The organism is Endozoicomonas sp. (genome assembly GCF_031844845.1).
Lineage (GTDB): Bacteria > Pseudomonadota > Gammaproteobacteria > Pseudomonadales > Endozoicomonadaceae > Endozoicomonas.
In genome coordinates this window covers 1-20,256 of record NZ_JAVRMB020000099.1, presented here as the reverse complement: position 1 = coordinate 20,256, position 20,256 = coordinate 1, and the positions used below count along the sequence as shown (strand labels likewise).

Here is a 20,256-nt window from a genome sequence, read left to right as displayed (position 1 = left end):
GGCTTTTATTATTAATCACTGAAGCAGTCTAATGAGGTGCGTAAGATAACGGCTTCGTCTGAATGGACGATGTTTACAGGAGGCGCTATCAACAACTATTTCCGGTAATAAACGACAATGAACATTGGGGAGTATGACCATGTCGGAAAGATCGGAACCGGTTCTGTTACTGGATTATCCCGAAGCGGGCGTTGCCCGGCTGACATTGCACCGGCCTGAATCTACCAACGCCCTGAGCCTTGAATTACAGCAACACCTGTCAGAGCAATTTACCCGCCTGGCGGAAGAACCGGATGTGCGCTGCATCATTCTGACTGGCGGTAATGATGTTTTTGCCGCAGGTGGCGATATCACCTCGCTACTGGATGCCAGCCCTATTGAGATCTATCAGCGTCATACTGAACGTCTGTGGGCGCCTATTCAGCATTGTCCAAAGCCGGTTATTGCTGCCGTTTGTGGCTATGCCTACGGGGGAGGCTGCGAGTTGGCCATGCATGCCGACATTATCGTTGCCGGTGAAGGGGCCAGTTTTTGTCAGCCGGAAATCCGTATTGGCATTATGCCGGGGATTGGAGGGACTCAGCGACTGGTCAGGGCTGTGGGTAAAGTAAAGGCGATGCAAATGGCGTTGACCGGAAAACCGATTACGGCCAGGGATGCCTGGGTTGCCGGTCTGGTCAGTGAGCTGGTGCCTGATGAAGCCGTTCAGGATGTCGCCCTCGGTATTGCCCGAACCGTTGCCCGTATGCCACCGTTGGCGGCGGAGCAGATCAAGGAAACCATTCTGGCTGGTATGGATTCGCCGCTGGAAAGCGCCCTGGCACTGGAGCGTAAAGCCAATGCTTTATTGTTTGCCTCCCATGACCAGCAGGAAGGCATGCAGGCTTTTCTGGAGAAACGACATCCGGAGTTTAAAGGAAAATAAGCTTTTGCAGCAGGAATCGGCTACGCTTCAACTGGCTCCGGTTTCTCTGTTTGCTGCGCAAGGGCCGCAACGCTGTTCAGAAATATCCGAACGAGATCCGACTGCCTTTTGATGCCTGTTTTCGAGAAGATAGAACGTAAATGCGCCCTTGCTGTATTACGGCGGATGCCCAAAGAAGTAGCGGCTTCTTCAAGGGATAAACCGTTGGCCAGTTGCAGGGATAGCGCCGTCTCAGAAGGTGTCAGGCCAAACAGTTTTTTAGCAATATCACTACTGGCCTTAGAAGTACCTGCAGAGTCCCTGATATAAACGACAGCATATGAGTTGTTGTTATGATCCGAAATATCGAATCGTGGAATCATTTCAATGACCAGGCCAAGGTTCACTTCCCCGGATGGTCGGGATACCGACATGGCCAGAGGCAGGGACGATTTGAGTCGATCTCCCGTGCGGTCAAATACTTCTTTGATGAGTATTTTCAGGGCTTTATTATCACTGGGATAGTAAGCCTCCAGTCTTCCTGCAACCACTTTAAAGCCATCACCGGACTCCAGTATATGGCTGGAAAACAGGTTTTGTTCCACTATGTTGCTCTTCCGGTCAATGATCAGTGTGGCAATAGATAGCCTGCTAATGGCCTGAGAATAGAGATTTCTTAATGACTGGTTGTGGATGATCTGGTTATTAATATTTAACGCACGACGCAGGTGGGGCAATATGAGTTCACAAAAAGTGCGATCCTGATCAGAAAAGTCTTCTGCACTTTCAGGTCGTGTTATCCTGAAACGAAGCGTTTCACCATTGCCAACGGTAATGTCTACGGACATAACGTGAAATACATCGCTCTGTGCGCACCAGTGTATACGGTAGTCGCTTTCACGCCACTCCTTCTCACTCATCAGATCCGTTATTGTATAAATGCGGTCGGGCTCTCGGTCGGAAAAGGGGGTAAGGTGATAAATATAGGGGCGATACTGCACCGCATCTTCTGTGTCCATTCCTTCACCGACCGCAATCATTAACCCCAGTTTTTCGCTATTTTTTGTCGGTTTCGAGGGCTTTTTAAGGATTAAGATGACGAAGTTTGCGCTAAACGCTTCCCTGAGAATGCTGAGTGGTTTTTCCCAGCCGACCTGTCCCTGGGCCGCTTCATAGAACAATCCAATCAGTGAATTATATTGACTGAAATCCGGTGTGAAGTCCGCCAAAATCAACCTCGTATTAGTATTGTCGGCTACCGTGTAATCCCGCTTTTATATTTAGTGTGCGACAGGTTACTGGTGCCAAATTATCAGGGTCAATTGACGTATCTTGCTAGCTAACAGCGAGATAGCCATTTACATGGCCACATTATGAGTCATTAAGGTTAATGGTCAAGCAGAAGTGATCGTATCTGAGTGTATGTGTGAATGGCGATCGATCATTGTGTTAATTAATAATGTGGATGCAGTCAGAGTCATAACAAGTTTCTATAGGGATAAGAAACGGTCCTGCTATTCCTCTGACTGCACCTCACAAGGGATCCAGTCTTCAGAGATGTCCCTCAGATGGCTTTTTCATAGTCGTTGTAGCCCTTTATTCCTGGGGTATAAAGGGTTTTGCGATCAAACGCTGCGAGAGGAAGGCTTTTTGTGATCCGGTTGACCAGATCCGGATTGGCAATAAAATGCCGGGCAAACGACACGGCTTGACCCATATTACCGCGTAAAGCCTGACCTGCGATCTCAGGGTCAAAATTATCATTAAGAATCAATGGGCCTGAAAAGTGCTCCCTTGCCAGCTTGAAAGCATCAATTTCCGGCAGCGGTGAACGCATAATGTGCAGGTATGCCAGATTTAGAGACTTGATCTGGCGAAGAAGTTCTATATGACTGCCCGCCGAATCTTCATCATGAGCGTCATTAAATGAATTACCCGGGTTGATGCGCAGCCCAACCCGACCACTGCCCAGTACACTGACCATGGCCTCAATGCATTTGGCAGCAAACCGCGCACGTTTTTCAACAGTACCCCCGTATTCATCACTGCGCTGATTGGTTTCGCAGCAGAGAAACTGCATTGGCAGGTAACCACTTGTGCCGTGGAACTCGACGCCATCAAAGCCTGCTTCCAGGGCGTTGAGTGCGGCCTGTCGATACTCTTCTATCACCGATTTTACTTCAGCCGTCGTTAGTTCCCGTGGAGTATCAAATGGCTGCATACCGTGCTGGTCAGTATAAATCTTTCCCCGGGCGGCAATGGCAGAAGGGGCAACTGTTTCAACACCGGATGGTTTTATTTTATGGCTTCCAATACGCCCGGAATGCATGACCTGAAGAATGATTTTCCCACCTTGTTTATGCACGGCAGTGGTTACTTTTTTCCAGCCAGCGATCTGTTCAGGCGTCGTAATGCCCGGCTGGCGTGAGTATGCCTGACCGGCAGCGCTGGGCCAGGTGCCTTCAGCAACAATAAGTCCGGCCTGTGCCCGGTCAGCATAATGCTGAACCATGAGATCCGTCGGGACTCCCTCGGCTGAGGCCCTGTTTCGGGTCATGGGAGCCATAACGATGCGGTTATTGAGCTCCAGCGCTCCAAGCGTTAATGGCGCGAGTAATGGGTTAGATGACATATGATAGGCTGCCTCAATCCAGTGCGGTAATCAGTACGGCAGAGCGACCGCCATCCACCGGCAGTTCTGCACCGGTGATGTAAGATGCATCGTCACTGGCAAGGAAGGTAATAGCGCTGGCCAGCTCTGCCGGTTGACCAACCCTTCCCATGGGGATCAGCTTTTCCGTGTTTCTACGACGGCTATCGTCGGAAAGCATGCCCGCGGTTGCCGGTGTTTCCACTATCGCTGGAGTCACCACATTAACCCGTACGTTATCTTTTGCGCCTTCTGCTGCTGCAGCCCGGGAGAAGTTAACGACCGCAGCCTTCGATGCAGAATACCCTGACATAAACGGTGTACCCAGGGAGCCGCAGATCGAGGAGATATTGATCACAGAGCCGCCACCGGTCTCTTTCATCAGTTTGAGTGCTGTGCGAGTCCCCCAGAAGGTACCGTCAACGGATGTTTTGAAGTTTTCATGCCATTGATCAGTGGTCATCTCTTCAATAGCACCCCAGGTAAATGCCATGGCATTATTGACAAGAATATCAAGCCGACCATATTCGCTGGCGACTTTTTCCAGAGCGGTAACAAACTGTTGCTCATCGCTGACATCAACAACCACTGCACTGGCTACGCCACCTGATTGTTTTATGCGTTCGGTAACAGCTCTGTGATTCCAATTGGCGTCCGCAAATAACGACAGTGGCGCCTTCCTGAGCAAGGCGTTCTGCAGTTGCTGCGCCGATTCCACTACCCCCGCCGGTAATAAATGCAATTTTATCCTTCAGACATCCAGACATTATGTTTTCCTTTTTATTATGAAAATGCCGCACATGGCTGCATTTTATGCTTCATTAAAAACCTGGTTCATAAACGACAGCATTTTTTCTTTAGCGGCGGTTTCCGATTTTTTATCGCTGCCAATGATGTATCCCTGTTTGATGCACTGGGGAGCATCCATCATAACCATCGCCCGGGCAAAGGCTCTTTCCTCCCGGCCAGAGCCTGCCGGCGCCGTAGTGGCGGGTTGATTGTTGATCAGGGCATTGCCGGTTTTCTCATCAAAAGAGAATGTACAATTGCTGATGTAAGGGAATTCATACAGATCCCTGGGACGGCTTGATTCCCAGGCATGTCCGGCACCCTCGAGCATCAGGGTCTCTACAGGACCATTGTCAGCCAGTTTATTATGAACCTGTGCACAGGTTTTTGGATCGACGCTGTTATCTTCATCACCATAAATGGCGAGGTAAGGCGCACCGGTTGTCTGGTCGCTTCCCAGCGTTTGATGACAGGGGCCGTATACATCGATATGAGCCGCGAAGGGCGGAGTGTCTGGTGCAACGATGTCTCTTACACGAGCATCAAGGGCATAGCGTGTTACCATGCCGCCGTAGGAATAACCGGTAACGCCAATACGTGACGCGTCAATGGCAGGATGGGTGGCAATCACTTTCAGGGCTGAATAGGCATCGACAAGAATATCGGTTTCAGAGGCTGACAGCGTCTTCATCAGATAACTGGAATCACTCGTTGAACCACGGACAGAATAGTAATCAATCACAAAAGAAGCGATACCGTTTTTGGCAAACAGTTCGGCATATTTTGGTTCTCGGTCAGGATCTATACCGCCACTGCCGTGCAAAATAATCATGGCGGGAACCGGGTTATCAGCAGAGGCTCCTTTCGGCAGAGTTAATGTACCTTTGCCTGTATGTTCCAGAGTATTGTCAAAGTTGGTCAGAAGCTCTGAGAAATCGTAGGGGCTTCGGGTTGGGAAGTAGATATCGCCGCTCTGTTGTTCCGTCAGTATTTTCTGCGGTTCCGGAAGGTCCGGCAGAGCTGGCAGATCAATAGCTGTGGTCCAGGGCAGGCCGATCCCTGCATACTGCTCTTCAACGTAATAGACAAAACCTGTGCCAGCAATGGTGCACAGGATTATTACGGACAAAAGGACTTTTTTTAATCGTTTCATTGGCGTCTCTTGTTATTTTTCATGGCAATGCAGGTAACCAGAGTATTGGCTGGAAACGCTGCATTTTAACAATGCAGCGTTGGGCGCTTATACAAAAGGATCCGCATTTGGCAGGCCAAGCATAACGGCACCATGGGCACGGGCATAGGCGTCAGCATTATTGGCAATGTGTGCACGGGCCTGCTTGAGGTCACGATTGATTCGTTCGACAGGGTTCGATTTTCTGAGGCCTGCACCGGCACTGGCTCTCAGAATATCATCGGCGTGCTGTGAACATATTTTTGGTACCAGAGATGACTGGGCTCGCTGCAGCAGCCGCTCTTCAACATCCATGGTCGTACCGTTTTTAGCGTTATCAACTATGCGCTGATAGTTTCTGGCAAGGACAAGCTTTAATGAGTCTGTAGTAACCATGGCTTCAGTGACTGCCATTTGTGCATTCACGTCTTCTGCCGTTTTCGCCCCGTGTTTGCCCACATGGGAAGCGGCCCGGGTACGGAACTCCTGCACAGCACCATCAAGGGCACCAATACAGGCAGAGGATACAGCCCGCTGGAAAACCTGAATAAAGGGAATTTTGTACAGCCAGCCCGGGTTGGTCTCACGACCAGGGCAGCCTGCGTCGGTGTAGTTGTTGGTGCATTGTGTCCGGTGCTCCGGAACAAACACATTATCAACGACAATGTCATGACTTCCCGTGCCTCTCAGGCCATGCACATCCCAGTTTTCTTTGATCTGAAAATCTGAGGCCGGTAGCAGGAAGGTTGTGTGCTCTAGCCCTTCTTCGCCATCCTGTCTGGGCAGCAGGCCACCCAGGAAAATCCATGAGCAGTGCTCAACACCGCTGGAAAATTCCCAATGACCTGAAAAACGGTATCCGCCTTCTACCTTTTCAGCTTTGCCCACCGGCATGTAGGTAGAAGCGATCAGTGTCGCCGGATTGTCCGCTAACACATCTTGTTGAGCCTGCTGCGGAAACAGGGAAAGCTGCCAGTAATGAACGCCAATCACACCAAAAATCCAGGCGGTAGACATGCACCCTTCAGCCAGCGCCATCTGGACTTTGTAAAACACCCGGGGATCCATTTCGTATCCTCCCCAGCGCCTGGGCTGAATAATACGAAACAAGCCTGCTTCTGAGATCTCTTTAACGGATGCAATGGGAACGGAACCGTTCTCATCAGTGGACTGTGCTCGTGCTGCCAGACGACGGGATATGGCTTTGGCCGTATTGATCAGTTCGATAGCTTCCGGTGTCATGTAATCACTGTTTACATCAGACACTTCGAGAATATTGGTCTGGTTACTCATGTTGCCAATCCTCATTATTATTCTGTTATTGATGTGGATTTATTTAAAGATTGTCTGGAGATTTCCATAGTTGACGATTAAAGATCATCGTTGATTTGGACTATCGTTGGTTCGGACTACTTTGTTTTGATTGCTGGCGGGATAACAAAGGGCAGGTGTCATAGCAATCATGTGCCAGTTCATTCGGACGATGCTGTGGATTTGCTCCAGCCTCTATTTTTACCCGAAAAGAAAAATAATAAGAGGACAACAATATGCGAGCATCTGTTGGTATATGTACATCGATAATTGTTGCTTCAGCAGGGATTTTCGCATTTTCTTCCCGAACACCAGCCCCTTTGGCTGAATACCAGATTCCCGTTAAAAACATGAATATTACCAGCCTGGCCCAGACATCAGCGGGGCTGGTGGCTGCTGGAGAGCTGGGCAATATTCTGGTTTCCAAAGACGCCGGGGGCAGTTGGATGCCTGCCACTCTGTCCAATCAGCGTCATGCTCTACTGACCCGGCTCTATTTTCAGAATGATGACATTGGCTTTGCCATGGGGCATGAAGGCTGGGTACTGAAAACGTCAGATGGTGGTCTCAGTTGGGATGAGGTGGCTTTTGATCATGAACGAAATGAACCTCTGCTGGATATCGGGCGTCTGCCCTCTGGTCGGTTGCTGGCTGTTGGTGGTTATGGCAAGTTGCTGAGCTCCATGGATCAGGGAGAAAACTGGGGATTACAGCCGGCACCGGATGGAACGGACTGGCACCTGAATGCGTTGATAGGTTCTGAGAGTAAAGATTCCTGGCTTATTGCCGGTGAGGTTGGCACGGTTTTCCGCTCTCAGGATCAGGGCGAAAGCTGGGAAAAAATACCGGAATTCTATAATGGCTCATTTTATGGTGGTCTTCATCTCGGGGGTGAAAACTGGCTGCTATACGGTATGCGCGGCAATATTTTCAGAACTGACGACAATGGAATGTCATGGCAGCGGTTGGATTTTAATATTCCGGTTTCCTTATTTACCCATGAAGTGCTCAGTGATGGCCAGATTCTACTGGCCGGACAGGGCGGCATGATTCTGAGCAGCACGGATAATGGTTACAGTTTTCAGCTGGCCTACCGGGGCGGGCGGTATTCCCTGACTGATCTGCAGTTCACAGAAGATGGCAAGCTGATGGCTGGTAGTGATCAGGGTATCAAAACACTTTCACAGTTTAGTAAGTCCGCAGCTATCAGGCTGGCCGAAGAATCCAAAAATAAGAAGAATAATTCCTGAACAGGATTTCCTATGACTTACCATTCTCAGAGAACATCCGGTTCATTTGTCAGTCGCTTTATTGACAGAGCGGCCCGGTTACTGATCACCCGAAGGCGCTACTTTGGTCTGCTGTTTATCCTGATGACCATTGGCTTCACGGTTTCTGCCCTGCAAACCCGTTTTGATACTGGCTTTAACAAGCTGATTCCTCTTAACCATAATTACATGCAGGCATTCCTTGAACATGGACCGAAATTTACCGGTTCCAACCGGATTATGGTCAGCCTGCAATGGCAGGGTGAGGGTGATATTTACAACGCTGAATTTCTGGACAAGCTAAAACAGGCGACCAATGAGGTTTTTTTTACGCCGGGTATTAACCGGGCCACAGTAAGATCACTGTTTACCCCGGAAGTTCGATATGTTGAGGTCACAGAATTCGGCTTTATGGGGAATGAAGTCATTCCATCACGGTTTACTGCTGATGAAACCGGTCTGGCCAGTGTCCGTTCTAACGTCAATAAATCCGGACAGATTGGTAATCTGGTGGCTACGGACTTGAAGTCTGCCATGGTCCAGGCTGAGCTTCTGGAGTTTGACCAGAAGACCGGCGAAAAGACCGATTATGCGGCGGTGGCCAAACATCTTGAAAGCATTCGCAGCAAACTGGCCGGCGATAATATTGATCTGCAGATTATCGGATTTGCCAAAGTCATGGGCGATGTCATGGACGGCCTGACCAATGTCCTGATGTTTTTCATTATTGCTTTTGGGATAACCTTTGTACTTTTATGGGCCTATTCCCGTTCATTAAAGTTGACAATACTGGCCATTACCGTGGCGCTGTTACCGGTGATCTGGCTGCTGGGTACATTGCCGCTGATTGGCTATGGCATTGATCCCATGTCGGTTCTGGTGCCCTTTTTGATCTTTTCTATTGGTGTGTCTCATGCCGTACAGATGACCAATACCTGGAAACAGGAGGTGATTTCCGGGCTGACACCCATTAAAGCGGCAGAAAGCGCCTTCAGAAAACTGGCAATTCCGGGCACGGTTGCCCTTCTGGCCAATGCCCTGGGCTTTATGGTGATTATGGTGATTGATATCCCCATGGTGCATGAGCTCGGTGTAACCGCCTGCCTTGGGGTTGCCATGATGATCGTCACCAACAAGATGTTTATGCCGATTATCCTTTCCCACCTCAAGTTGGAAGCGACAGCACTGGATACTGCTGGCCGTTCCGATGCCAGACATCCGATCTGGTGGAAAATATCGGCTCTGGCAACACCCAAAGCGGCTCTGTTCAGCCTTGGTAGTATGTTTTTGTTGCTGGCTATTGGTACCTGGCAGTCCAGATCGCTGTTGACTGGTGATGTGGGTACCGGTGTTCCCGAGTTGCGGGAAGAGTCAAGGTATAACCAGGATAATAGCAAGATCGTCAGCGATTATCTGATTGGTATGGATGTGCTTTCTGTTTATCTCGAGACCCGTAATCGTGAAGAAGCGTGCCTTGATTGGGAAACCATGGAAACAGACGGCGCCATCCCCCCCGCCTCACCAACAGCAACGGACATGCGAGCCAGAAATAGCTGCCAGAAATGGGAAACCATACCGCAAGCCATTGTGGCAACGCTCCATAATGCACAACAGATGGCGATCATGTTGCGGCGGTCTGCTCCCTGATCAGCCATTCGACCCAGTGGCAGGCTGAGGCCTCCATAAAGGATGGCAAATGCCAGTCCGCTGATCAGACCCATCATGGTGTCGGATGCGCCAAACTCTTGTTTAATGGGCTCAAGTACAATGGCAATAACGTTTCGGTCAATAAATGAAAAGACGTAGATCAGTGCCAGCAGGATCAGCGTTATGTGCGTTCGCCAGGGACGGCGTGCCGGGTTTTCGCCGGTTGAAGCCAGCTCAGTCACCGTATTTAGCATGGGACACCTTTTTTATTTTTTGGAGCTACTTTATACGACAATGATTACTATCTGCTTTTACTCCGGCATCGTCCTTATGGACGTAGTGGGAAGTGGTTGAATTCCTTTTTGATAGGCACTATTAAAAGGCTTCTATAAACATCCCTATTTAAAAAAGAAATCAATAAACAGGGGAGCTTAAGTGTAATGGGTGCGATGACTGACCGGTCACGAAAACTGACAGAGCGCGCGCAGCTGGATTATCCATTGACTGCTCCGGCAACGGATGGCTCTGTCATCACTATCGCACCGGGTTTGCTCTGGGTGCGAATGCCTATGCAGGGGGCACTGGGGCATATCAATGTCTATCTGCTTGAAGACAGTGATGGCTGGTGGATTGTAGATACCGGACTGCGTATTGATAAAGTGAAATCGCTATGGCTGAAACTGGCGGCAGAGTATTTTTCAGAAAAGCCACTAAAAGCAGTGATCTGCACACACTTTCATTATGATCACTCAGGGCAGTCTGCATGGCTGAGCGACCACTTCCAGGTGCCTGTTTATATGACTCATGGCGAGTATTTTGCCATGAGGGTATTTAACAGCGGTGGTGCCGATATTGGCAGCCCATCGCAGAGAGATTTTTTCCATCGCTCTGGTGTTCCGGAAGATCTGATTGAAGACATTATTGTCAGTTGCAGTAAGGATCCGTTCAGAGCGAGTAGTCCGCCAGGTTATATACGACTTTTTGACCAACAGAGTCTGCAAATTGGTAGCCGACAGTGGCGTATTATTGTTGGACAGGGGCACTCACCAGAGCATGCCTGTCTGTATTGTGAAGATGAAGGTATTTTGATTGCTGGCGATCAGCTACTGCCAGAAATCAGCTCTAATGTGCTGGTCACCGATATCGAGCCCTTTGCTAATCCACTTGCTTTGTGGCTGCAGTCTCTCGATCGCCTGGAAAAACTGCATCAGGACACGCTGATCCTTCCAGCCCATGGTCCTGTATTTAAAAACGTAAAAGTCAGGGTTCATCAGCTTCAATCGCATCATGAACGACAGTTGAATGTACTCAGGGATAGTATGACTGATGCGCAGCCCGTGACGGCGTTTCAATTGATGAGCTGTCTGTTTAAACGAAAGCTCTCAGTTATGGACAATATATTAGCTCTCGGTGAGACGCTCGCCCATCTTAACTGGCTTATGGATAACCATGAAATTTCTGTATCGACTGACTCAGACGGGATAAGTCAGTACTGCGCAAAATGAATTGTTGGGGATTGCTGCTTTCTTTAAGATTCTGAGCCCAACAAAAATAAAAAATGATAATAATAAGAGGTAGTACATGGATACTCTCGATCGACTGGCCCATGCACAGGCTACGTTAACAGCCCCTGGTGCTCCCTTCGAACTGACCGAAATATCAACAACAGATGTCGCTTATAATATCTATAAAAATGCGCCTGAAACATTAATTGAGGTGATTAAGGCGGCAAGAAAAGAAGATGATAGCTGTTTTCTGACCTACCTGGATGATCACTGGAGCTTTCAAAGGTTCTATCAGACAGTGGACTCGGTGGCGGGCTGGATGTATCAAAAAGGCATCAGGCCGGGTCAGCGAGTGGCCATTGCCATGCGCAATCGGCCTGAGTGGGCTGTTGCTTTTGTTGCCTCAGCGTTGATCGGTGCTGTTCCTGCCCCGCTCAATAGTTTTGGGGTGGGTGAAGAGCTTGCTGCCGCCATCGACGATATCAAGCCCGATCTTCTGGTCTGCGATCAGGAACGGTTTCGCAGGCTGATAGGAGAGGTTGGCGTTCTGGGTTGTGATGTTTTGCTCACCGGTACGCCTCAGGATGGAACCACCAGTTTTAAGGCCGCAGCCTCTGAAAAGGCTATACCGCTACCGGAGCCGAGCTTGTGTGCGGATGATCCGGCGCTGATTCTGTTTACTTCCGGGGCTACCAGTCGGGCCAAGGCGGTGGTCTCATCTCAGCGTGCCGTCTGTCAGGCGTTAACCAATATCGACTATATCAGTGCGCTGTCAGGCATGACGTCACCGGAGCTGATTCAGAAAATCATGGCACGGTCAGCGCCTCAGGTTCTGCTGACGGCGGTACCGCTGTTTCATGTCAGTGGTTTGCATGCTCAGCTCTTAACCGCACTGAAAGCAGGCCGTCGTGTGATTTTTATGCACAAGTGGGAGGCGGCTTCTGTGCTCAAAACCATGAAAGATGAGCAGGTTACCCAGTTTAATGGTGCGCCATCCATGGTGACGCAGTTGCTCCGGCAGCCTGAATTTATTGAAGCCAGCCAGAGTCTGGTTGGGCTGGGGTTTGGTGGCGCGGGTATTCCAGCAACAACCATTGAGCATGTACTGGATACCCTGACTGAACAGCTGGTCGGTGTAGGCTACGGGATGACAGAAACCAATGGCGTTGCTTCTGCCGGTGCCGGTGACCTGTTTCGTTCTAACCCGGCTGCATCGGGGGTCGTGTCACCCATTATGCAGGTAAGAACCTGCTCTCTGGAGGGCGATATTCTGTCCGCCGGTGAAGCCGGAGAGATTCAGCTGAAAGGCGTCACCGTGATGGACTGTTATCTTGATAATCCCCGGGAAACAGAAGCAGCGTTTACTGATGATGGCTGGCTAAAAACGGGTGATCTTGGTTATCTGGATAGCAATGGTTATCTGTTTATCGTCGATCGTCTGAAAGACGTTATTAACCGGGCCGGAGAAAACATTGCCGCGACTGAGGTGGAGTCCTGTCTGCTAAAACACGACGATGTTCTGGAAGCTGCCGTCTTTGGTGTGCCTGATGAGGATACCGGTGAATCCGTGGTGGCAGTGGTACATGTTCGGGATGTTGATCGTGTCACCCCTGTTGAACTCCGGAAGTTTGCTGCCAGCCATATTGCCGCTTATAAAGTGCCGTCAATTATTAACCTGCTGTCGGACAGCCTGCCGAAAAATCCTACGGGAAAAATTTTGAAGGCAGAAATAAAAGCGAAGTACTGTCAGTCAGCTTCCTAGTCTGCATTGACGATGAGCCTTTTTCAGGAGGTGGAGCATGATCTTTATCACTTCCTGATTTAAAAAATAATAATCAAAGGTGGGGGTCTTATGGTCTCTCGTATGGATTTTTCCGGTGACGACAGTTCTCAAGTTTCTGTAGACACTTTTGTCGATATCGTTGTTGTTGGCTCTGGGGCTGGAGCCCTGACGTCTGCAATTTATGCTGCGGATCAGGGCATGTCGGTGCTGGTGGTTGAAAAGAGTGATAAATACGGCGGCACTTCCGCCATATCCGGCGGTGGTATCTGGATACCCAATAATGACCACTTCAGAAAAAAAGGCGGCAACGACAGCTTTGAAAAAGCAATGACTTACCTGAATGCTGCCACCGCGGGAAAGGTGGCAGCGTCCCGGTTAAAAGCCTACCTGGACAACGCACCGGAGATGGTTCGTTACCTTGAGGAAAATACCCGGGTTCGTTACGCCGTTGCTGAAAAATATCCGGATTATTACCCGGATCTTCCCGGTGCTCTGGCCGGTGGCCGTACTCTGGACCCTGAACTTTATGATACCAGTGAGCTTGGGGAAGAGCTGAAAAACTTACGGGCAGCCTCCCCGACCACCCTGCTTATGGGCAAAATTGCCTGGACTGCCCGCGATGCTCATAAGGTAATTGCCAAAGAGTCCGGCTGGCGCTTGCTGATTTTGTGGCTGATGCTCCGTTATAAGCTGGATTTTCGCTGGCGGAAAAAGAGTGGCTTCCGGCGTGACCGTCGTACAGCATTGGGTAATTCCCTTATAGCATCACTTCGTCGTTCGCTAATGGATCGGGATGTTCCCCTTTGGCTGAATACGGAATTTCAGGATTTTATTATCGACAATGGACGTGTAGTTGGCGTGAAAGTCTTCAGTAATGGTAATACCAGAACTGTCCATGCCCGTAAGGGTGTGATTATGGCATCCGGTGGTTTTGAGCAGAATCAGGCCCTGCGGGATCAATACCTGCCACAGCCCACAAAGGTTGAGTGGAGCGCCACGCCGGCAGGCCAGAATACCGGTGCTGCACTGACGGCTGGTCAGAGCATTGGTGCGGCCACGGATCTTCTGGACTGGGCCTGGTGGTCACCCACCATGCGGGTGCCAAAAGAGGACAAAGCGCGAGGGCTGTTTGCTGAACGGGCATTTCCCGGTGCCATTATTGTTAATGGAGAAGGTAAGCGGTTTGTGAATGAGGCCGAGCCTTATCTGGAATGTGGCCATGCCATGTATCGGGATAATGAAAAAACTGGTGGTAAATCTATTCCGGCCTGGGTCATCTTCGATAGTCACTTCCGTTTCAATTATGCCATGGGGCCACTGATGCCCGGGCAAATAATGCCAGACAGTCGTTTACCTTCACTGTGGAATAAAACACTTTACTGGAAAGCAGAGTCTCTGGAAGGGTTGGCGGCTGAGATTGGTGTAGACGAGGATGGACTGAAAGAGACGGTTGACCGGGTTAACCAATTTGCCAGCACCGGTGATGATAAAGACTTCCAGAGAGGCGGTAATATTTTTGATCGCTATTACGGTGATCAGAATGTAACGCCAAACCCCTGTCTGGCACCGGTCAAAAAAGGGCCATTTTACGCCATGCGCATTGAGGCGGGCGATATTGGTACCAAAGGCGGGCTGCTGACCAATGAAAATGCCCAGGTGGTTCGTGAAGACGGTTCAGTAATTGAAGGGCTTTACGCCATTGGCAATGCTTCCGCTTCTGTGATGGGTACCAGCTACCCGGGAGCCGGTTCTACCATAGGGCCAGCCATGACGTTTGGTTTTATTGCGGTTAAAAGTCTGGTGAAACAGCCTGCAGCCGTTACCGTCAATCGTCCGGTGGAAGCGGAAGAAATGGCATGAATAAGGGTTATGTAACGGACGTCCTGCCGCCGCTCAGGATTGAGGATCCGGATACCGCTGAGTGGGGCAGGGTATGTGATGTTCTGGTGATCGGCTGGGGAGCTGCTGGTGCCTGCACGGCACTGGAAGCGAGAGCAAGTGGTGCCGATGTGATTGTGGTTGATCGCTTCAGCGGTGGCGGCGCTTCAGCCAAAAGCGGCGGTGTCGTTTATGCGGGAGGTGGTACACAACAGCAAAAGAAAGCGGGATTCTCCGACTGCCCGGAAGCCATGTATCAGTACCTGCGTCATGAGACACAAGGTATTGTCGTCGATAAAACCCTGAAGCGTTTCTGTGACCAGAGTCGTGAGAACCTGGTCTGGCTGGAGTCCAAAGGGGCGCCCTATAGCCATGAAGTACCGCCGGGGGGTAAAACATCTTATCCACAGGATGGTTACTACCTGTATTACTCCGGCAATGAACAGGTGCCTGCCTATCAGTCAGAGTATCCCCATGCTCCCCGTGGACACCGAACCGTAGGAAAAGGTTATGGTGGTGTTGTGCTTTACCACCATTTACAGCAGGCCTGCCTGCGTGAAGGGGTCAGTGTTATGACCCAGTCTGCCGCCAGACGACTGGTGATTGATGATGCTGGCCGGGTTGTTGGTGCTGAGCTGATGTGTCTGCCATCAGGCAGTAAGGTCGCTGGTTTGCATGGTAAGCTGGCAGCCCGGGCGGAAAAGTTCCAAAACCTCTCACCAGCCTACAGTGACCGGTTAAGACGACGTGTTTCAGATATCGAGAAAAAGTATGCCAGGCCCATCTTAGTTCGGGCCTTTTCTGGTGTTGCTTTAACGACCGGTGGTTTTATTTTTAATCGCGATCTAATAAAAACCAATGCTTCTAACTATCGGCGAAATTTTAAAATAGGTGCGACCGGTTGCGATGGCAGTGGTTTGCGTTTAGGAATGAGTGTTCGGGGTGCCGCTGATCATCTCAACCGTGTTTCGGCCTGGCGTTTTATTAATCCTCCGGGCTACTGGCCAAAAGGGATTGTTGTCAACCGTCAGGGTGAGCGCTTCTGTAATGAGGAAGTGTATGGGGCAACGCTTGGGCATGGTATTTGTGAAAATCAGCAGGGAAAGGCCTGGCTGATCCTGGATAGTAAGCTGCGATGGCAGTCTATAAAGCAATGTCTGTTTGGTGGCTACTGGCTTTTTCAGTCTGGTCCGGCGTTGATGCTGATGTTGCTGGGTGCCAGAAAAGGTAAAACACTCCCGGAGTTGGCCAGTCGATGTCAGATGGATGCCCGGCAGTTGCAGCAGTCTATGGACTTATACAATCAGGCGATTGACGAAGGTCAGCCTGATCCGCTGGGTAAATCATCAGACTATTGTCAGTCTCTGCAAAAAGGTCCCTTTTATGCCCTGGATATCTCTGTCAGTAGTCCGATGTTCCCGCTGGGTGCTTTGACTCTGGGTGGCTTGAACGTCAATGAGGGTAGTGGGCAGGTTGTGGATAACGATGGTTGCGATATAGCCGGTCTTTTTGCTGCAGGCAGGGCTGCTATTGGTATCCCTACCCATATGTACATCAGTGGGCTCTCACTTGCAGACTGCGTGTTTTCAGGACGGCGTGCTGGACGATTTATGACGCGCAACTTATCCAGGCAATGCTCTCAGGTGCGGTGTAAATCGGTTGAGCACGCAGATCATGAGCTTTCTATTGAGAATCTATAACAGGTAATAAAAATAATGTCAGAGCAGGAGTTTAGCCAGGCTTGTTCAATACCTGATGTAGTTTTCGAGGCTGCAGAAAAATACGCAGGTATTTCAGCCATTGAAGACAACAATACACGTATTGATTATGCCGACTTACCCGGGCATGCGCTTTCTGTTTGCCGAAGTCTGATGCACTTTGGCGTTCAAACCGGTGACCGTGTTGCTATCTGGGCGCCAAACAGTGCACGTTGGGTTTTGGCTGCCCTGGGGCTGCAAATGGCGGGTGCGGTTCTGGTACCGGTCAATACCCGGATGAAAGCCCGGGAGGTTGCCGATATTCTGGAACGCAGCTGGGCGAAAGCGCTGTTTATTGTGGGTGACTTTCTGAATGTGGATTATCCACAACTTATTTTTCAGGATTGTCCGGAATCGGTTGAACTGAAAGTACTGCTAAGCCCACGCGCTAATGAAAACGACATGGGTACTGTGGATTGGGATACCTTTATTTCTGCCGGGAAAAAGGTTGATTCAATATTAGCCCGGGAGCGGGCTCAGTCCGTTAAAGCGGATGATATCTCCGATATCATGTTTACCTCTGGCACCACTGGCAGCCCCAAAGGGGTGATGAGCAGACACGGTGCCTGTACCTATGCATTCCGGCAATTTGCACAAACTTTGGGACTGCGACCTGCTGATCGATATCTGGTGGTCAATCCGTTTTTTCATGCCTTCGGCTATAAAGCGGGCTGGCTGACTTCCCTGATAGCGGGAGCAACCATCATTCCCCAGAGCGTATTCGACGCTGACCAGGTTTTTCAGCGTATTGAAGAAGAGCGCATTAATATACTTCCGGGGCCACCTGCCCTTTACCTGTCATTGCTGGAACACCCACAGTTACCGGATGCAGACCTCAGCTCGCTTAGAGTAGCCGTTACCGGCGCTTCTACCATTCCACCGGTGCTTATTGAACGTATGCGCACGGAACTGGGTATTGCGACTGTCACCACCGCTTATGGTTTAACCGAGTGCGGTGGTCTTGCGACTATCTGCGCTCCCTCTGATGATGCCAGAACCGTTGCCACTACCAGTGGCCGGGCCATTGAAGGAACTGAGATGGCCATTTTGGATCCGGACGGTAATCCGTTGCCAGCGAATGTTTCCGGTGAAATCTGCCTTAGGGGTTTCCATATCATGGAAGGGTATCTGGATAACCCAGAGGCTACCAGAGAGTCTATTGACGACGATGGATGGTTACATACCGGTGACGTAGGTATTCTTGATGAACAGGGCTACCTGAAAATTACTGATCGCCTGAAAGATATGTTTATTAACGGCGGGTTTAATTGCTATCCTGCCGAAATTGAGGCGATTCTGGCCACTCACCCGGGCATTGCCCAATCGGCGGTTATTGGCGTACCGGATGTGCGAATGGGCGAGGTGGGCTGTGCTTTCGTTGTTCTGAAATCCGGTGAACAGCAGGACAGCGATGGCCTGATTCAGTGGTCCCGTAACAATATGGCCAACTATAAGGTACCGAGGCATATCCGTTTTGTCACAGAATTGCCTGTGAATGCTTCCAATAAGGTGGTGAAAGCGGAACTGACTGACTGGTTCTAACCGGACAGGAAGACGCTGATCATAATAAAAAAAAGAGACTAAATTATAGTGAACACACCATTTGATACCCGTACTTTTCGGGATGCCCTGGGTACATTTACCACAGGGGTTACCATTATCACAACGCTCACTGAAGAGGGCGAGCGAGTTGGGCTAACGGCAAACAGTTTTAACTCGGTCTCCCTTGAGCCGCCGCTGATTTTGTGGAGCCTGGCCAAAACGTCTGCCAGTGTTCCTTTTTTTACCGCTGCCAAACATTGGAACGTGCATGTTCTCTCTGCAGAACAGGAAGCGTTATCCGCACGTTTTGCTGCCAAAGGTGAAGATAAATTTTCAGGCCTTGAGTATGACTCCGGTCTTGGTGATGTTCCTTTACTGAAAGGCTGTGCTGCCCGCTTTCAATGTCGCACGGCGTTCACACACGACGGTGGTGACCATATTATCTTTATTGGAGAAGTGCTTAACTTTGACAAAAGTGACCGTCCACCACTGGTATATCAGAATGGGCAGTATGCCCTGACAGCAAAAAAGCCCCGGGAAGGTGTCAGTCTATCTTCTTCATCGATTTCTGTGGAATCCGGTTACACGGAAAATCTGCTGGGTTATTTGCTGGGTAGAGCCCACTACCAGATGATCCATAAAATGCAATCCCGTTTGCAGAAACATGGCCTGAGTCAGCAGCAGTTCTTTATTTTATCGGTGCTCTGTATTCAGGATTGTCTGACACTGGAGCAGCTAAACCGCTTTATAGACTATACCGGTCAGCTGGTAACCGTTGAGGAAATGAACTCTCTGATGCAAAAGGAGCTGATAGCACTGGACACCAGGGGGTTGCAATACCAGTTGACCGGAGAGGGGCGGGAGGCTTCTGTGCATAATATCGCTCAGGCCAAGGCTATTGAGGAATCTCTGGTGGATCAACTGGGGGCCGCTGACGTTATGGCACTTAAACTCTTGCTGAAACGTCTGGTGGTAAAAACAGACCCCGGATTACCAGACCTGTGGTCTGATAAAAAAGAAAAAATATAAAAAACAACAGAAAGGAGATTGGCTATGCCTGTTACTGCAGTTACCGGCTCAGCTTCCGGTATTGGCGCAGCGGTAAGTAAAGTGCTTGTCGAGGCGGGGCATCGTGTTATTGGTATTGATCGTGCCAATGCGGATGTGAATGCTGACTTATCCACTCCTGCGGGACGTGATACCGCCATTACTAAGGTATTAACACAGTGTGATGGTCTGCTGGATGGTTTGATTTGTTGTGCCGGTCTTGGCGTAACTGCACCGGACAGTGGCTTGATAATTAGCGTTAATTATTTTGGTGTGACTTCATTAGTGGATGGTCTTCAGCCTGCGCTTGAGAAAAGTGAAGCGCCCGCAGTACTGATTATTGGTTCGGTTGCCGCTAACCAGCAGCTGGCTAACCGGGATGAGATTGTTCCACTGTTGCTTGATGGTGATGAAACTGCCGCTTTGGAACTTGCCAGTAAAAGCGGTCAGCCGCATATCGCTTACTCAGCGTCAAAATACGCCGTTACGGTTTATGCCAGACAGAAAGCGGTGGAGTATGGCAAGAAGGGGATTCGTATCAATGTAGTCGCGCCTGGTGCGGTAGAAACACCGCTACACCAAGCATCTCTCGATGATCCCCGTTTTGGTGAGGCAGTAAAGAATTTTGTTGCACCCATTGGCAGAGCAGGCAATCCGGAGGAAATTGCCGATGTCGTGGCTTTCCTGCAGTCAGAAAAAGCCAGTTTTATTCACGGCAGTGTCTTCTTTGTTGATGGTGGTATGGACGCTATGGTTCGTTCTCAGGCATTTTGATCGAGACTGAGGCGCAAACCCGCGCCCTTTAGGGGCGGGTCTAGCCGAGACTACTTTCTTTTTCTATCAGTTTGCAGAAATCCTGCTTCTATAAACTTTCTTTACGGTCAAGAGTCAAACACTCAACCCGACAACCGAACATGACCTGTTTACTTTCGGTAACTGTGGACACATTGGCAAGGTCAAAGTAAAGAAACGAGTCACCAAATTGTTTTTCAGACTCTGGAACG

15 protein-coding genes and 2 pseudogenes are annotated in these 20,256 nt (G+C 49.9%); 10 read left to right on the top strand and 7 right to left on the bottom strand.

Going from position 1 to position 20,256, the window contains the following annotated elements; genetic code table 11:
* The first annotated feature begins 139 nt into the window (after nt 1–139).
* The gene (locus tag RM811_RS04745) at nt 140–925 is read left to right on the top strand and encodes an enoyl-CoA hydratase (protein WP_402521288.1); all 786 of its coding nucleotides are present in this window, start codon (nt 140–142) and stop codon (nt 923–925) included.
* Between the two features lie 20 nt (nt 926–945).
* Here RM811_RS04745 and RM811_RS04740 read toward each other — a convergent pair whose 3' ends face one another.
* The 6 genes and pseudogenes from RM811_RS04740 to RM811_RS04715 form a co-directional block, all read right to left on the bottom strand.
* Nucleotides 946–2,133, bottom strand: a complete 1,188-nt coding sequence (locus RM811_RS04740; RefSeq protein ID WP_402521287.1) for a helix-turn-helix transcriptional regulator — start codon at nt 2,131–2,133, stop codon at nt 946–948.
* A gap of 335 nt (nt 2,134–2,468) precedes the next feature.
* Nucleotides 2,469–3,536 carry an alkene reductase gene (locus tag RM811_RS04735; RefSeq protein WP_402521285.1) on the bottom strand — a complete coding sequence of 356 codons (1,068 nt, stop codon included), beginning with the start codon at nt 3,534–3,536 and terminating at the stop codon, nt 2,469–2,471.
* 13 nt (nt 3,537–3,549) lie between these two features.
* A pseudogene (locus RM811_RS04730) lies at nt 3,550–4,321 on the bottom strand (SDR family NAD(P)-dependent oxidoreductase).
* 44 nt (nt 4,322–4,365) lie between these two features.
* Nucleotides 4,366–5,496 (bottom strand): dienelactone hydrolase family protein, encoded by a 1,131-nt coding sequence (locus RM811_RS04725; RefSeq protein WP_402521282.1) that lies wholly within the window; start codon nt 5,494–5,496, stop codon nt 4,366–4,368.
* Between the two features lie 87 nt (nt 5,497–5,583).
* Nucleotides 5,584–6,807 carry an acyl-CoA dehydrogenase family protein gene (locus RM811_RS04720; RefSeq protein ID WP_402521280.1) on the bottom strand — a complete coding sequence of 408 codons (1,224 nt, stop codon included), beginning with the start codon at nt 6,805–6,807 and terminating at the stop codon, nt 5,584–5,586.
* Nucleotides 6,808–6,907: 100 nt separating this feature from the next.
* Nucleotides 6,908–7,177: a hypothetical protein gene (locus tag RM811_RS04715; RefSeq protein WP_402521279.1), complete on the bottom strand. Its 270-nt coding sequence runs from the start codon at nt 7,175–7,177 to the stop codon at nt 6,908–6,910.
* Between RM811_RS04715 and RM811_RS04710 the strand changes: the two genes are divergently transcribed.
* Entirely contained in the window at nt 7,176–8,075 is a 900-nt protein-coding gene (locus tag RM811_RS04710) for a WD40/YVTN/BNR-like repeat-containing protein (RefSeq protein ID WP_402521277.1), read from the top strand. The genes RM811_RS04715 and RM811_RS04710 overlap by 2 nt on opposite strands.
* Nucleotides 8,076–8,087: 12 nt before the next feature.
* Nucleotides 8,088–9,311 (top strand): annotated as a pseudogene (locus RM811_RS04705) (efflux RND transporter permease subunit); the annotation flags it as partial.
* Between the two features lie 221 nt (nt 9,312–9,532).
* Here RM811_RS04705 and RM811_RS04700 read toward each other — a convergent pair.
* Complete coding sequence (locus RM811_RS04700; protein WP_402521274.1) at nt 9,533–9,994, bottom strand: MFS transporter; 462 nt, start codon at nt 9,992–9,994, stop codon at nt 9,533–9,535.
* 186 nt (nt 9,995–10,180) lie between these two features.
* On the opposite strand from RM811_RS04700, the gene RM811_RS04695 reads away from it, so the two are divergent.
* The 7 genes from RM811_RS04695 to RM811_RS04665 all read left to right on the top strand — a co-directional run bounded on the left by RM811_RS04695 (nt 10,181) and on the right by RM811_RS04665 (nt 20,026).
* Entirely contained in the window at nt 10,181–11,245 is a 1,065-nt protein-coding gene (locus RM811_RS04695) for an MBL fold metallo-hydrolase (protein WP_402521271.1), read from the top strand.
* 76 nt (nt 11,246–11,321) lie between these two features.
* Complete coding sequence (locus RM811_RS04690; RefSeq protein WP_402521269.1) at nt 11,322–13,007, top strand: class I adenylate-forming enzyme family protein; 1,686 nt, start codon at nt 11,322–11,324, stop codon at nt 13,005–13,007.
* A gap of 90 nt (nt 13,008–13,097) precedes the next feature.
* Nucleotides 13,098–14,888 carry an FAD-dependent oxidoreductase gene (locus RM811_RS04685; protein ID WP_402521266.1) on the top strand — a complete coding sequence of 597 codons (1,791 nt, stop codon included), beginning with the start codon at nt 13,098–13,100 and terminating at the stop codon, nt 14,886–14,888.
* On the top strand, nt 14,885–16,606 hold the full coding sequence (locus RM811_RS04680; protein WP_402521263.1) for an FAD-binding protein: 1,722 nt from the start codon (nt 14,885–14,887) through the stop codon (nt 16,604–16,606). Before RM811_RS04685 ends, RM811_RS04680 begins: the two co-directional genes overlap by 4 nt.
* A 15-nt stretch (nt 16,607–16,621) precedes the next feature.
* Nucleotides 16,622–18,205: a FadD3 family acyl-CoA ligase gene (locus RM811_RS04675; RefSeq protein ID WP_402521261.1), complete on the top strand. Its 1,584-nt coding sequence runs from the start codon at nt 16,622–16,624 to the stop codon at nt 18,203–18,205.
* A 48-nt stretch (nt 18,206–18,253) separates the two neighbouring features.
* Nucleotides 18,254–19,234, top strand: a complete 981-nt coding sequence (locus RM811_RS04670; RefSeq protein WP_402521259.1) for a flavin reductase — start codon at nt 18,254–18,256, stop codon at nt 19,232–19,234.
* A gap of 24 nt (nt 19,235–19,258) precedes the next feature.
* The gene (locus RM811_RS04665; protein WP_402521257.1) at nt 19,259–20,026 is read left to right on the top strand and encodes an SDR family oxidoreductase; all 768 of its coding nucleotides are present in this window, start codon (nt 19,259–19,261) and stop codon (nt 20,024–20,026) included.
* The last annotated feature ends 230 nt before the right edge of the window (nt 20,027–20,256 follow it).